Origin of the sequence: Streptomyces sp. NBC_01352 (assembly GCF_036237295.1) — a bacterium.
Classification (GTDB): Bacteria; Actinomycetota; Actinomycetes; order Streptomycetales; family Streptomycetaceae; genus Streptomyces; species Streptomyces plumbiresistens.
Genome location: NZ_CP108354.1, coordinates 109,609 through 122,421 on the forward strand (window position 1 = coordinate 109,609; position 12,813 = coordinate 122,421).

Genomic DNA, 12,813 nt, shown 5'->3' on the forward strand with positions numbered 1-12,813 from the left:
CTGAAGTAGAGTGATAGCGGAACCTGTTCCGGTTAAGTTAAGCGGAACGGATTCCGGAAAGCAACTGGAGACCGACACCGAAGGAACCCGCATGCCCACCCCGTCCCGCCGCACCAGGAGTGACGCGCTGCAGAACCGCGAGCGCCTGCTGGAGGTCGCCGCGCAGGCTTTCGCCGAGCAGGGGCTGGACACCGCGCCTGCCGCCATCGCCAAGCAGGCGGGCGTCGGTGTCGGCACGCTCTACCGGCACTTCCCGACTCGGGAAGTGCTCATCGACGCCGCCTACCGCCGCCAACTCACCCAGGTGTGCGAGAAGGTGAACGACCTTCTCACCCAGCACCCGGCCGCCGACGCCACCCGGATGTGGATGGAAGACTTCATCCACTACGCCACGGCAAAGAGCGGAATGTCCGAAGCCCTCAACGCGGTCATCGCCTCCGGCATCGATCCCTACTCCGACAGCCGCGCACTCCTTACCGACGCCGTCGCCACCCTCCTCACGGCCGGCGCCCGAGACGGAAGCCTGCGAACGGACGTCGCCCCAGACAATGTCCTCCTCCTCATGGGTGGCATCGCCTATTCCGTGCAGCACGGCACCAAAGAGCAAGCCCGCCCGCTCATCGACCTCTTCATGGACGCGCTGACCAAGGACTCGACCCCGAGCTGAGCCAAACTCCCGGACCGGCACGCCAACGCGAGTGCAGCCACGGTCCATTCATGACGGCACGTCAACTATTGGCGGCCGCTGGGATCACCTCGGCGACACCCCATCTACCAGGTGCGGCCCGCTCCACCTGAACGGGCGGCAGCCCGCGCTGTTCACGAGCCGACTGGTTCCTGCCGCAGGAGGTCGGGGCGGGCTTCAGCGAGGTCGAAGGCCCGCCTTGAGGCCCTCCAGGAGAGCGGGCTCGATCCGATAGATGCGCCGGCGGTCGTCACGCTCCAGCAGATTGGTCCGGTTGTCCGGGCCGATCCTGCGCCGCACGGCGCGGATGCTGGTCAGGGCCCCTCCGATCGTCTTCGGCTCGATCGGCGTTGTGGGATGGCCTGCGAAGTACTGCTGGACTTCGCCGAACGTGGCCGTGCCGCCCAGCTCGACCAGGCGGCGCAGCACGGTCCGGGCGCCGGGCATCACGGCCGCGACGGTGCCAAAAGGCAGCCGGTCAGTCCAGCCCTCCCACAGGTCCTCGCCACACAGATCCACCGGGTCCGGCCGGGGCATCGGCGCCGCAGCGGCCGGCCAATCGCTCACCACGGCCGTGGGGGTGATATCTGCTATAGAATTTCTAGTCGTTCATAGTCATCCCTAGTCGTGTGTTTCAGTAACTGGTCTCATGAAGCTTTCGGAGTGGGCCCGTCAGCAGGGCGTGAGCTACCAGACCGCCTGGCGGTGGGTGAAGGACGGGAAGATGCCCGTCCCCGTTCGCCAGGCGCCGTCCGGGACGTGGTTGGTCGACGAGGTCGCCGTCCAGCCGTCCGGGCGTGTGGTGGCGTACTGCCGCGTGTCGTCCGTTGACCAGAAACCCGATCTTGAGCGGCAGGCCGGCCGGGTCGTGTCCGGCGCGAACGGGCTGGGCCTGGCCGTCGCTGAGGTCGTCACCGAGGTGGGATCCGGGTTGAACGGGCGGCGCCGCAAGCTGCACCGGCTGCTGTCCGACCCCCAGACGGCGGTGATCGTGGTCGAGCACCGCGACCGGCTGGCCCGGTTCGGCGTCGAGTACCTGGAGGCCGCGCTGTCGGCGTCCGGGCGGCGCCTGGTCGTCCTCGACCCCACCGAGACCGCCGATGACCTGGTAGGCGACATCACCGAGGTGCTCACCTCCATGTGCGCCCGCCTGTACGGGCGGCGGGCAGCGAAGAACCGGGCCGCCCGCGCGGTGGCCGTAGCGACCGGCGAGGCCGCCGAGTGAAGAAGTTCCGGCCGCAGTCCGGGTTCGTGGTGCAGGCGTACCGCTTCGCAGTGGACCCGAACGCCACCCAGGAGCATGCCCTGCGCTCGCACTGCGGCGCGGCGCGTGCCGCCTACAACTGGGCCGTCGGCTGGGTGACCGCCTCCTGGTGGCAGCGCCGCGCGGAGGAGTCCTACGGCATCGGCGAGGCCGGGCTGACCAAGTGGCGGCCGTGGTCGCTGCCCGCGCTGCGGAAGGCGTTCAACGAGGCCAAGTACACCGATCCGAGGTTCGCCGCCTGGTGGGAGGAGAACTCCAAGGAGGCGTACTCCACCGGCCTGGCGAACGCGTCGGCCGCGTTCGACAACTACGCGAAGTCCAAGAACGGCAAGCGGCGCGGCAAGCGGATGGGTGCGCCGCGGTTCAAGTCGAAGCGCACGGCTCGCCTTGCCTGCCGGTTCACCACCGGCGTGATCCGCGTGGACGCTGACGGCCGTCACGTCACCCTGCCCCGGCTGGGCACGATCCGCACCCACGAGCCCACGGTGAAGCTCCTCGCCCGCGTCCAGGCCGGGACGGCCCGGATCCTGTCCGCGACCGTGCGGCACGAGCGCGGACGCTGGTTCGTCTCGTTCCAGGCCGAGGTCGAGCGGGACCTGGAACGCGTGGCGCGGCCGGACGTGGCGGTCGGGATCGACCTGGGGGTGAAGACCCTCGCGGTCATGGCCGACAGCACCGGCGAGATCCGCACCATCGCGAATCCCGGGCACTACGACCGGGCACGCAAGCAGCTGCGCCGCGCCTCCCGCGTCGTCTCCCGACGACGCGGCCCCGACCGGCGGAGGGGGCAGAAGCCGTCGAAGCGGTGGGAGAAGGCCAACGCCGCCCGCAACAAGGTGCATCACCGGGTGGCCAATCTCCGCGCGGACGCCCTGCACAAGCTCACCACCGCCGTGGCGGCCGAGTACGGCACGGTCGTGGTCGAAGACCTCAACGTCGCCGGGATGCTCCGCAACCGGCGTCTCGCGCGAAGGATCACCGACGCCGGGTTCGGGGAGATCCGCCGCCAGCTCACCTACAAGACCCGACAGCGCCACGCCACCCGCACCATCGCGGCGGACCGCTGGTACCCCTCCTCGAAGACCTGTTCCGGGTGCGGCGCGGTGAAAGCCAAACTGCCGCTGCACGTGAGGACCTACCAGTGCGACGCCTGCGGTCTGGTCATCGACCGGGACGACAACGCCGCACTCAACCTCGCCGCGCTCGCGGCAGCCGCAACAACTGGTACCGGAGTGGCCGGAGACCAGGACGCCCAAGCGGTGTCGAAGCCTCGTGGAGCCGACCAGAAGACCCGCACCACCCGCCCCCGCCGCACGGCGGAGGCGGGGCGGGCAGGTGGCGCAACCCTGCCGCACCAGCGGCAGACGGAAGCGAGAGACCGTACTCAAGCCGAAGCCCTCACGCTCTGGTGACGAGACGGACCTTCCGGACGGAAACGTCCGGAATGCTGAGACCTGACCACGGTCTCGGCAACGGGCGACGTCACGCAGGGACGACGCCGCCGAGCGGCGGGTGCTCGAGCACGCGGGGCTTGTACTCGACCAGCTGGATGCGGCCGTCGAAGGTGCGGTGCTCGATCATCTCGAGGGCGACGTCCGGATAGCCGTCGTAGATGCGTTCCTCGCCCGTGGCCCCGGTGATCACCGGGAACATCACGACCCGGAAGCGGTCGACGAGTCCGGCTCGTAGCAGGGACCGGCACAGGCTGAGGCTGCCGATTGTGCTCAGGAGCCTCGAGCCGCTCGACTTCATGGCGCGGACCGCCTCGACGGCGTCGTCGCGGACGAGCGTGGAGTTGGCCCACGTCAGTGGCTCCTCGAGTGAGGAGGAGAACACCACCTTGGATGCTTGCGTGAGCTCGTCGACGGACGCCTCTTCTTCGGGCCTGAACTCGTCTTGGCCATTCGGGACCTCGCCTGCGGCGAAGCCCGACATGAGGCGGTAGGTGTTCGCTCCCATCAGGTAGGTGGCCTCGGGCTGCTCGCCGAGCCATGCGAGGTACTCCGGGCCCTCGAGGCCCCAGAACCCGGGCCATCCCTCTCCCGATGCGTGGCCGTCGAGGGAGGTGATGAAGTCGACGAGAAGCTCCGACATGGCGGTGTCCTTTCCTAGGGTGTCACGAGCTTGGACTGGCCGGGAGCCACAAACTCATCGGCCGCGCTGTGGAGTAACGAGAAGGCCTATGACGATGCAGCCGATCAGGTCGGCGGAGCGGCACTGCTTCGGAGGGCCCGAGGCCTATATGATTGCGCCATGCACGCAATCGGGTAATGATCTCCAAGCGACTGGGAACGGCGGTTCGAGTTCTGTCAGAGCCCCAGCTCAGCCCCACCCGCGAAACGACCCACCCCGCTCTACTGGGTGATCGGTGAGGCCTCGCTGCCCGACGTCGACAGCGGGTGCTTCATTCACTCACCTGGCGGAGCAACCGCACTCCCTACACGGCCTCCAAGATGGCCCCGTTGGGCCTGACCCGCACCCTCGCCGGTGAGGTCGGACCCCAGGGTGTCGTCGCCACCTCCCTGTGCGCGGCCCGCGCATGGACCGCAACTTCCGGCTGGAGGCGGAACTGACGGGCAGCACACCGGAAGAGGCCGGGCATGCCTTCGCGTCCCGGGCGGCCCTGGGCAGGCTGGTGGAGGAGGACGAAGTGGCGAAAGCCCTGGTGGCGATGCTCGCCATGCCGGGCCTGTGCGGCGCGGACATCGACCTCTCGGCGGGCATGATCGCCCCATCGTGACCCAGGGCTCCGGCCCCGCCGTGCCTACGTGGCCCCGACCTGCCTCGACAGCGGGCCGGAACGGCTCACTGCGCGACGCCGCCCCGCCTCCAGCCTCCCGGCCTTGGCCAGCCTGGCCAAGGCCCATCCGTGAAGACCGACGCGCAGTTGTTGAGGGGATCACCACCCCGTTCAACTCCGGTGTCACCGAAGGCCGCATCACCGACCTGAAGCTCCAGAAATGAATCCCGCGTGGTGTTACCCGGCAGCGTCGCGAACGGTCCGGCGGCTGTCACTTCCTGGCCGCGCCGGGTTCCCCGCCAATGGATTCCTGGTAAGCATCCGCGTAGGTGGGAGAGTCCTTGATCAGGTCGTCGCAGAACGCGGCGACGTCGGTGCCGATGAGTTCCAAAACTCCCTTGCCCGCGGCGACGCCCTCCTCGAAGAAGTCGACGATTCCGGGGAGGAGAAGGCCGTCGGACAGGCTGACCGGTCCGACCTTGAACAGGTACTTCTGCATCTCCTTGTAGACGATCTGGTAGTCCGGCGGGAGTGCCTTGACCCGGGCAACGTGCGCCCGCCATTGTTTCTTGCCTTCGATGATGTCTTGGATGCTCACGTCAGCCTCCCAGCCGGCTCAATTTCCTTGCGACGTTCCTGTTCAACTGCTCGCGCCACCGGTCGCGATGAGTCCGGGCCCCTGCTCCGCCGGCCAGCGCCGTGCAGAAGCCCTGGATGTCGTCGCCGAGCACCTCGTGGACGCTCTGCCCGTCCGCTGCCGACACTTCGAGCAGCCCAAGGGCGGAGTCGAGGATCGGTGTCAGGTTGCGGCCGGTGAAGTCCCCGTAAGGGAAGAGGTGGGCGACGATCTGGTCCCACGCCGCCCGGTAGTCGTCCGGCAGTGCCTCGACCCGGGCTCCGAAGGCCTTCCAATCCCTGGTGAGATCGCTGCCTGTGACCTTCTCCCAGAAGTTCATCTCCCGCCCTCCTTGAGCCTGTCGATGCGTGATGAGAGGTACTGCCATTTGGCCCAGAACTGTGCGAGTTCCTCGCGCCCGGCGTCGTTGAGCGCGTAGAACTTGCGCGGCGGACCCACCCCGGATGGACGTTTCGTCACTTGGACGAGCCCGTTCCTCTCCAGCCGCAGCAAGATCGTGTACACCGTCCCCTCGACGACGTCGGCGAAGCCGAGCTCGTTCAGCCGGCGAGTGATGGCGTACCCGTAGGTTTCCTCGCTGCCGATGATTTCGAGCACGCACCCTTCGAGCGTGCCCTTCAACATCTCCGTCAGGTCGTCCATCGCGGGTACTCCTCAGCCCTGGGCCGGTACTACGTGATACCGAGTACCACTATACGGTATCACCGAGTAGTGGAACAGAAGCGTCTCCGATGGACACAATCCCGGGCCGACTCACTCGGTGAGGGAACCGGGTTCCGTCGAACGCTGCAGCCCGGCCATCGGTTGAGCTGACGGGTGGGCCGTTGCACGTCAACATGCTGAACTTGACAGAGAATCCGCCGGGTGGGGCAGCCGCGACGTGCTGGAGGTATCCCTCGTGCACGCCGACGTGGTGGCCGAGGTCGACGTCGCCCGCGATGGTGCCGGCAGATGATGCCGGCCGGTGGCGCCACGATGTCCGGCTGGTGCGCATCCACTCCGACCTCGCCCCCACCGACATCCCGCTCTTCGCTTCGCCATAGCGCCAGCAGCTGTGCCAAGGCTTCGGCGTAGTCGGGTGGCGTCCGATTTGTATCCAAGTGAGGCCGACTTCGACAAGATCAAGACGGTTCGCGCAACCGCCGTGCCATGGGAGGCGACGATGTCCCGCCACCGTGCGAAACTGTCGCCCACCCTCCGCCCCAGCCCTTGCTTCACCTATCGAATACCGATAGATTCCGATCGCGATTCGATGGAAGGATGGGTCATGGGAAAGCTGACCGTGCGTGCGCTGCGCGCCCTGCTCGTGGCGGTGCTCGCCGGCACCGTGTTCGTGCAGGCATTGATGGTGTGGACATTGGTCAGCGGGAGCGACCCGGAGGACGGGTCGCTCCCGCTGACCGCGCTGCGCGTGATCACGGTCCTGGGTATGGTGTCGGTCCAGGTCGCCCTGGTCTGCGTATGGCGGCTGGTGACGATGGTGCGACACGGAACCGTGTTCTCCCACGCCGCGTTCCGGTACGTGGACGGCGTGACCGGCGCGATCGTGGCGGCTGCCCTCGTGTGGTTCGTGGTCACAGCCATCAATGCGCCGGACCAGCGGGACGACCCGGGCGTCACCGTCATCATGGGCGGGGTTGGCGTGGCCATCCTGGGGGTCGCGCTCATCGTGCGCGTGCTGCGGATGCTGCTCGCCCAGGCCGTTGCGCGCGACGTCGAAGCGACGCAGATGCAGGCCGAGTTGGACGAAGTGATCTGATGCCGATCGCCGTCGACATCGACGTGATGCTGGCCAAACGGAAGATGTCCGTGGGCGAACTCGCGGAACGCGTAGGGATCACCCCCGCCAACCTGGCGGTACTCAAGAACGGCCGCGCCAAGGCGGTGCGCTTCGCGACCCTCGCCGCACTCTGCGAGGTGCTCAAGTGCCAGCCAGGCGACCTGCTGCGCTGGGAGGGCGAGGACGCCTGAACCGCTGACTTGTAATAGCAGGAGCCGTACATGGCCGAAGCGATCGTCCGTAACGTGCTGCAGGGCGCCGGCTGGGGTGACTCGTGAACCGCTTGCCGAACTATGGCTCTCCCGGGGTGTGTTCCCCATCCGGCGCCCGTCCGCGGCCTCACTCAACAGAGGCGTGACCCGGCTTGGCTGCTTCCGGAAGTCGGCGCGTCGGCTGCGGATCTCCTGCCGTCCCGTCCTGAGGAGCCGCAACCGATGATTCTGCTCGGCGTCGACCCGCACAAGTCCACACACACCGCCACCGCGGTGGATCCGACGGCCAATCGGCCGATCTCCACGATCCGGATCGAGGCCAACCTGGGCGACTACCGCAGGCTGCTGGCCCGGGCCCGGAAATGGCCCGAGCGACGATGGGCCGTGGAAGGCGCCGATGGCCTGGGGCGGCACTTGTCCCGGTGGCTCGTGGCCCGCGGCGAGACTGTCATGGACGTCCACGCCGCCGCCCCTGCCCGAGTTCGGCAGCCGTCCCGGGGCGGCGGCCGCAAGAACGACACCATCGACGCGGCAGCCGCCGCCACCGTCGCCGCGGTGCAAGGCGACGCACGACCGGTCGGGTCAGAGGCTCACACCACCGTGCTGGCCCTGCTCGACGAACGGCGTGGGAACCTGGCCCAGTCGCGGGTACGCGCGGCCAATCAGCTGCACGCGCTGCTGTGTGATCTGCTGCCCGGCGGTGTACCCACGCAGCTCTCGGCCGCTCAGGCAGCGGGGACTGCTTCGGCGCATCCGCCCGACCGGACCGGCGGAGTCCGTGCGCAAGCAGCTGGCCAGGGATCTGGTCGCCGAGCTCCGGACGCTCGACGCGCAGCTGGCCGCGAACGCCGAGCAGTTGCGGCAGGCGGTCGAGGTGTCGCGCAGCACCCCGATGGACACTCCTGGGATCGGCCCGGTGCTGGCCGGCCGACTGCTCGCTCGCACAGGGCGACCCACCCGGTTCCCCACGGCAGCCGCCTACGCGAACTACTGCGGGACCGCACCGGTGGAGATCGCGAGCGCGGACAAGGCCCGCCATCGCCTCTCCCGCGCCGGTGACCGGCAGCTCAACTCGGTACTGCACACCATCGCGATGATCCAGATCCGGATGCCGGATATTCCCGGACGGGCCTACTACGAACGAAAGATCACCGAAGGCAAGACCGTCAAGGAAGCTAAGCGCTGTCTCAAGCGTCGCCTGGCCGACCACGTTTGGCGCGTCATGCTCACCAACGCAACCAGAAACTACTGCAATCCGGTTGACAGATACAGAGGCACCTCGGGTTCGGTAGAGATCTCGGAGTGCCAGGTGCACCTACCGCCGGCGTCTCTTGCATAGGTCCGCTCGAGATGGTGCGTCGACTCGCGCCGGGTGAGTTCGTCTGCCCGGTCTCGACTCGGGTGAGTATCTCCGCGTGCCGTGCCAGCGAACTGGCGAACGAAGAGAGCGCAAGATCGGGACGTCTTCGCGACGGTTCGTCGGACCGGAGCCTTCAGTGACAACTCCCACTCAGTGGGTGCAGAGCCCTTGCCGCCACCCCATTCCAGCATGTACATATTACAACCGTAAGGCGAACGCCCGTAATATAATTGCGTGGGGCCGCGGTCCTCGCGCCGTATCCGGTGAGGTCAGATGAAGACGGCAAAGAGCATGAAGTGGATCGACGTGCCTACCCGCACGATCGACGTCGGCGGGGTGCCGTTCGCCTACCGCGAGCTCGGTCCGACCGGCGGTGTTCCGGTGGTGTTCCTGCACCACCTGATGGCTGTCCTTGACGACTGGGACCCGAGGATCATCGACGGCATCGCCGCCCGCCGCCGGGTGATCGCGTTCGACAACCGCGGGGTCGGCGCGTCCGGAGGATCCGTGCCGCCCGACGTCGCGGACATGGGCCGCGACGCCGTGGCCTTCATCCGTGCGATGGAACTCGGGAAGGTCGACCTCCTCGGGTTCTCGCTCGGCGGCGGCGTCGCACAGATGGTGGCCCTGCAGGCACCCGAGCTCGTGCGCCGGATCATTCTGGCCGGGACCGGTCCCCGCGGAGGCGGCGGCATCAAGGAGATCAACAAGGTCGCGGTCAGTGCATACGTGAAGTCCGCGCTCACCCTGAAAGACGCCAGGACGTTCCTGTTCTTCCCGCGCGACGCCGAGGGCAAGCGGGCCGCGAAGGACTACCTCACCCGACTCAAGGAACGCACTCAGAATCGCGACGAAAAAATCTCCCTGCAGGCTCGACGCGCGCAACTGAAGGCCATCCGCGCGGCCGGACTGCACGAACCCGACGACCTGTCGGTGATCACCCAGCCGGTCTTCGTCGCCAACGGTGATCACGACCTCATGGTCGCGAGCAGCAACTCGGCCGACATGGCCCGCCGGATCCCGAACGCCCGGCTGAAGATCTACCCGAACTCCGGGCACGGCGGCGTCTTCCAGTACCACCGGGAGTTCGTCCCCGAGGTTCTGGAGTTCCTCGATGGCTGAGAGGTCCGACCGGTCGATTGCCGGAAAGGTCGCCCTCGTCACCGGTGGCGGCCGGGGCCTGGGCGCGGCGACCGCGCGGTCCCTGACCGCCGCTGGTGCCCGGGTCTTCGTGATCGATCTGCACCGCCCGGCCGCGGGCGAGGCGATCGACGAGCGGGTCACCTACCTGGTCGGCGATGTGACCGACCTCGGCGACATGACCCGAGTGGTCGAGACCGTCGTCAGCGACGCCGGCCGCCTGGACATCGTGATCGCGAACGCAGGTGTACTCGGGCGGGGCGTTACCCTCCGGGCGTCATCGACTTCGGTGGTCGATCGACTCTTCGACGTGAACGTCGGGGGCGCGCTCAACACGGTCCGCGCTGCCCTTCCAAGTCTCATCGAAAACCGTGGCCGGCTCGTACTGATCTCGTCGGTGTTCGCGTTCGTCAACGGGGCCGGCGCCATCCCGTACGCGATGAGCAAGGCAGCGGTCGAGCAGCTTGGCCGTGGACTGCGGGTCGAGCTCGCCGCTCATGGCGTCAGCGTCACGACCGCGTACTTCGCGGTGATCAACACAGACATGACCCGGCAGGGCCTCGACGAGGATCCCGTAGCCCAGGCGCTGCTCGGCACCCAACCGAGGTTCCTGCGCAAGCGCATCAGCCCCGAGCAAGCGGCGCAAGCCATCGTCGAGGGCCTGTGTCGCCGGGATGTGCAGGTGTTTCGTCCCCGCAGATGGACAGTGGTCTCGAAGGTCCGCGGCATCATCGCACCCGGGATGGACTCCGGCCTGGCCCGGGATCGCACCGTCCAGAGCATCCTCGGACGCCTCGACACGCGCGAGGGCGAGGACTTCCTGACCACCTGATGTCAGGAACAACGCGGTGCCCCGACTACGCCCAGACCAGGAGCCATTGATGACGAGTTCGACCCGGAACGTGTCCGGCCTACTGACCCGCACCGCGTCGGGATACCCGGCGCGCACGGCGATCGTCTTCGGTGGCGATCGGATCTGCTACGCGGAACTCCACGCGGCGTCGAACCGGTTGACTTGCTCCTCGGGTTGAAGCCCGGGGATTCTGGCCTTCTCGCCCGAAACCTGTGCCGCTACGCGGCACAGGTTTCGGGCGGGAATCCGCGGCTTCCTGTTTCTTCGCGCTGTGCCGGGACGAGTCCTGGTCTTACCGGCGCTCCGCAGGCTGATACCGCCAGTCCGGCGGCCGTCTTGACGTTGATCGCGGCGTTGTGGTCCCGGTCATGGACCGCACCGCAGGCGGCACAGGTCCAGGTCCGGATGTGCAGGGGCTTGGGACCGTCGTTGACCCCGCACTTCGAGCAGACCTGGCTGGTCGGTGTGAACCGGCCGATCTTCACGAGGGTCCGGCCGTACCTGACTGCTTTGTACTCCAGCATGTGCACGAACTGCGCCCAGCCCGCATCGTGGACGCTCTTGGCCAGCCTGGTGCGTGGGAGTCCTTTGACCGCCAGGTCTTCCACGCCGATCGCTTGGTTGTCGCGGATCAGCTTGGTGGAGAGCTGGTGGTGGAATTCGTGGCGGGCGTCGGCCACCTTGGCGTGGGCGCGGGCGACCTTGAGGCGGGCCTTCTCGCGGTTCCTGGATCCCTTCCGTTTACGGGACAGCTCGCGCTGGGCTCGCTTGAGTTTCTTCTCGGCGCGGCGCAGGAACCGCGGGGAATCGATCTTCGTGCCGTCGGACAGGACGGCGAAGTGGGTCAGGCCCAGGTCGATGCCGACCCTCTGGTCGGTACCGGGCATCCGGGCAGCGTCGGCGGCCGGGTCGGTGTCGATGACGAAGGAAGCGAAGTACCGCCCGGCCGCATCCTTGATCACGGTGACCGAGGAGGGCCGTGCGGGCAGCGTGCGTGACCACTTCACCTTCACCGCACCGATCTTCGGCAGTTTCAGCCGCCCGCTACCAGTGACCGACCAGCGGGCGTTGGCCGTGAAGCGGATCGACTGGCGTGTGTCCTTGCGGGACTTGAACCGGGGCGCACCCACCTTCGGACCCTTGCGGGCCCCTTTTCGGGAGGCGAAGAAGTTCTTGTAGGCGGCCTCCGCGTCACGCAGGGACTGCTGGAGCACCACCGAGGAGACCTCGCCCAGCCAGGATCGTGCGTCGGTCTTTTTCGCCGCGGTGATCAGCTTCCTGGACAGCTCGCCGGCCGTCGGGAAGGCCTGGCCCGCTTGGCGGGCGTCCTCGCGGGCGCGCACCGCGTCGTTGAACACGACACGGGCGCACCCGAACGCCTTGGCCAGCGCGGTGCGTTGGCCGGAGTCCGGGTACAGGCGGAAGCTGTACCGAAGCTGCATGACAGCCACGCTACCTACGCCGGTCACGGGTGAGACGCAGAAGATCAGAACTGGTGAACCCTGTGTTTTCGTGATGCATGTCCACTTGGTCTTCGTGACCACCTTCCGACACAAGTGTTCACGGACGATCATCTGAGGCGGATGAGGGGGAGATCATGCGGCCGGTATATGCGGACTTCGATGCGAGCTGGTTGAGTTCAACGGCGAGGACAACCACGTCCACCCGTGGCGCGCCAACAAGCTCTGGTCCGGTTCCTCCTTCGCCGGAACCGTCGGCGGCGCCCCGCTCCCCGTGGTCAGGCAGTACGTCGAACAGCGGAACCTCCGGTGTGAGCGTCGCCCGGCTGCCGGGGACAATCTCTCGCGACGCTCCGCGCCACGGGTGGGGAACACACCATCCGGCTCCGCCGGACAAGAACCTGCGACGCTCCGCGTCGCAGCCCGATTCGCTTCACCACCGGACTGAAGCCCGATGCACTGCGAATGAATCCGGGTAGCGAACCCGCTGATCGAGCACGGCGTTCGCCCCGCCAAGAAGGTCGCCCTGTCCTGCACGAACATCCCCCAGTTCACGACGGTCTAATTCGGGATCCTCAAGGCCGGCGCGGTACTCGTGCCGTTGAACGTGCTCCTCAAGGCGCGCGAGATCGCCTACGACCTCAACGACTCCGAGGCAGCGGCGTACTTCGCCTTCGAAGGC

At 67.5% G+C, this 12,813-nt stretch carries 15 protein-coding genes and 2 pseudogenes; 11 read left to right on the top strand and 6 right to left on the bottom strand.

The annotated features are described in order from the left end of the window. The first annotated feature begins 91 nt into the window (after window positions 1–91). Window positions 92–667: a TetR/AcrR family transcriptional regulator gene (locus OG252_RS00570; protein ID WP_329332821.1), complete on the top strand. Its 576-nt coding sequence runs from the start codon at window positions 92–94 to the stop codon at window positions 665–667. A gap of 195 nt (window positions 668–862) precedes the next feature. On the opposite strand, the gene OG252_RS00575 is transcribed toward OG252_RS00570, so the two are convergent. Then, window positions 863–1,222, bottom strand: coding sequence for a hypothetical protein (locus OG252_RS00575; RefSeq protein WP_329332823.1), 360 nt, complete (start codon window positions 1,220–1,222; stop codon window positions 863–865). A gap of 112 nt (window positions 1,223–1,334) precedes the next feature. On the opposite strand from OG252_RS00575, the gene OG252_RS00580 reads away from it, so the two are divergent. Beyond that, on the top strand, window positions 1,335–1,910 hold the full coding sequence (locus OG252_RS00580) for an IS607 family transposase (protein WP_329332825.1): 576 nt from the start codon (window positions 1,335–1,337) through the stop codon (window positions 1,908–1,910). Further along, window positions 1,907–3,361, top strand: a complete 1,455-nt coding sequence (gene tnpB, locus OG252_RS00585; RefSeq protein WP_329332827.1) for an IS607 family element RNA-guided endonuclease TnpB — start codon at window positions 1,907–1,909, stop codon at window positions 3,359–3,361. Before OG252_RS00580 ends, tnpB begins: the two co-directional genes overlap by 4 nt. A 70-nt stretch (window positions 3,362–3,431) precedes the next feature. On the opposite strand, the gene OG252_RS00590 is transcribed toward tnpB, so the two are convergent. After that, window positions 3,432–4,043: a dihydrofolate reductase family protein gene (locus OG252_RS00590; RefSeq protein ID WP_329332829.1), complete on the bottom strand. Its 612-nt coding sequence runs from the start codon at window positions 4,041–4,043 to the stop codon at window positions 3,432–3,434. Between the two features lie 445 nt (window positions 4,044–4,488). Between OG252_RS00590 and OG252_RS00595 the strand changes: the two genes are divergently transcribed. Then, entirely contained in the window at window positions 4,489–4,689 is a 201-nt protein-coding gene (locus OG252_RS00595; RefSeq protein WP_329332831.1) for a hypothetical protein, read from the top strand. A gap of 271 nt (window positions 4,690–4,960) precedes the next feature. Here OG252_RS00595 and OG252_RS00600 read toward each other — a convergent pair whose 3' ends face one another. The 3 genes from OG252_RS00600 to OG252_RS00610 are packed head-to-tail and all read right to left on the bottom strand — an operon-like array spanning window position 4,961 to window position 5,968. Continuing rightward, window positions 4,961–5,287: a DUF1048 domain-containing protein gene (locus OG252_RS00600; protein ID WP_266452843.1), complete on the bottom strand. Its 327-nt coding sequence runs from the start codon at window positions 5,285–5,287 to the stop codon at window positions 4,961–4,963. Window position 5,288: 1 nt separating this feature from the next. Beyond that, the gene (locus tag OG252_RS00605; protein WP_266452842.1) at window positions 5,289–5,645 is read right to left on the bottom strand and encodes a DUF1048 domain-containing protein; all 357 of its coding nucleotides are present in this window, start codon (window positions 5,643–5,645) and stop codon (window positions 5,289–5,291) included. After that, window positions 5,642–5,968, bottom strand: coding sequence for a PadR family transcriptional regulator (locus OG252_RS00610; protein WP_266452840.1), 327 nt, complete (start codon window positions 5,966–5,968; stop codon window positions 5,642–5,644). Before OG252_RS00610 ends, OG252_RS00605 begins: the two co-directional genes overlap by 4 nt. 625 nt (window positions 5,969–6,593) lie before the next feature. Here OG252_RS00610 and OG252_RS00615 point away from each other — a divergent pair. The 6 genes and pseudogenes from OG252_RS00615 (at window position 6,594) to OG252_RS00640 (ending at window position 10,650) form a co-directional block, all read left to right on the top strand. Then, window positions 6,594–7,085 (top strand): DUF2975 domain-containing protein, encoded by a 492-nt coding sequence (locus tag OG252_RS00615; RefSeq protein ID WP_329332835.1) that lies wholly within the window; start codon window positions 6,594–6,596, stop codon window positions 7,083–7,085. Further along, on the top strand, window positions 7,085–7,297 hold the full coding sequence (locus OG252_RS00620; RefSeq protein WP_266452836.1) for a helix-turn-helix domain-containing protein: 213 nt from the start codon (window positions 7,085–7,087) through the stop codon (window positions 7,295–7,297). Before OG252_RS00615 ends, OG252_RS00620 begins: the two co-directional genes overlap by 1 nt. 243 nt (window positions 7,298–7,540) lie before the next feature. Further along, a pseudogene (locus OG252_RS00625) lies at window positions 7,541–7,948 on the top strand (IS110 family transposase); the annotation flags it as partial. Window positions 7,949–8,096: 148 nt separating this feature from the next. Continuing rightward, window positions 8,097–8,657 (top strand): transposase, encoded by a 561-nt coding sequence (locus OG252_RS00630; RefSeq protein ID WP_329332837.1) that lies wholly within the window; start codon window positions 8,097–8,099, stop codon window positions 8,655–8,657. A 294-nt stretch (window positions 8,658–8,951) separates the two neighbouring features. Further along, window positions 8,952–9,800 (top strand): alpha/beta fold hydrolase, encoded by an 849-nt coding sequence (locus OG252_RS00635; RefSeq protein WP_266452833.1) that lies wholly within the window; start codon window positions 8,952–8,954, stop codon window positions 9,798–9,800. Further along, a complete protein-coding gene (locus tag OG252_RS00640) occupies window positions 9,793–10,650 on the top strand; it encodes an SDR family NAD(P)-dependent oxidoreductase (protein ID WP_329332839.1) in 858 nt (285 codons plus the stop codon). Before OG252_RS00635 ends, OG252_RS00640 begins: the two co-directional genes overlap by 8 nt. A gap of 239 nt (window positions 10,651–10,889) precedes the next feature. On the opposite strand, the gene OG252_RS00645 is transcribed toward OG252_RS00640, so the two are convergent. Next, the gene (locus tag OG252_RS00645; RefSeq protein WP_329332841.1) at window positions 10,890–12,113 is read right to left on the bottom strand and encodes an RNA-guided endonuclease InsQ/TnpB family protein; all 1,224 of its coding nucleotides are present in this window, start codon (window positions 12,111–12,113) and stop codon (window positions 10,890–10,892) included. On the opposite strand from OG252_RS00645, the pseudogene OG252_RS00650 reads away from it, so the two are divergent. After that, a pseudogene (locus tag OG252_RS00650) lies at window positions 12,112–12,432 on the top strand (IS200/IS605 family transposase); the annotation flags it as partial. The gene OG252_RS00645 and the pseudogene OG252_RS00650 overlap by 2 nt on opposite strands. Between the last annotated feature and the right edge of the window lie 381 nt (window positions 12,433–12,813).

Bases quoted from the DNA above. Each gene is read 5' to 3' on its own strand.
- OG252_RS00595 (WP_329332831.1), top strand. From the start codon at position 4,489: ATGGACCGCAACTTCCGGCTGGAGGCGGAACTGACGGGCAGCACACCG.
- OG252_RS00640 (WP_329332839.1), top strand. From the start codon at position 9,793: ATGGCTGAGAGGTCCGACCGGTCGATTGCCGGAAAGGTCGCCCTCGTC.
- OG252_RS00605 (WP_266452842.1), bottom strand. From the start codon at position 5,645: ATGAACTTCTGGGAGAAGGTCACAGGCAGCGATCTCACCAGGGATTGG.
- OG252_RS00610 (WP_266452840.1), bottom strand. From the start codon at position 5,968: ATGGACGACCTGACGGAGATGTTGAAGGGCACGCTCGAAGGGTGCGTG.
- OG252_RS00645 (WP_329332841.1), bottom strand. From the start codon at position 12,113: ATGCAGCTTCGGTACAGCTTCCGCCTGTACCCGGACTCCGGCCAACGC.
- OG252_RS00580 (WP_329332825.1), top strand. From the start codon at position 1,335: ATGAAGCTTTCGGAGTGGGCCCGTCAGCAGGGCGTGAGCTACCAGACC.
- OG252_RS00570 (WP_329332821.1), top strand. From the start codon at position 92: ATGCCCACCCCGTCCCGCCGCACCAGGAGTGACGCGCTGCAGAACCGC.
- OG252_RS00590 (WP_329332829.1), bottom strand. From the start codon at position 4,043: ATGTCGGAGCTTCTCGTCGACTTCATCACCTCCCTCGACGGCCACGCA.
- OG252_RS00615 (WP_329332835.1), top strand. From the start codon at position 6,594: ATGGGAAAGCTGACCGTGCGTGCGCTGCGCGCCCTGCTCGTGGCGGTG.
- OG252_RS00620 (WP_266452836.1), top strand. From the start codon at position 7,085: ATGCCGATCGCCGTCGACATCGACGTGATGCTGGCCAAACGGAAGATG.
- OG252_RS00575 (WP_329332823.1), bottom strand. From the start codon at position 1,222: ATGCCCCGGCCGGACCCGGTGGATCTGTGTGGCGAGGACCTGTGGGAG.
- OG252_RS00635 (WP_266452833.1), top strand. From the start codon at position 8,952: ATGAAGACGGCAAAGAGCATGAAGTGGATCGACGTGCCTACCCGCACG.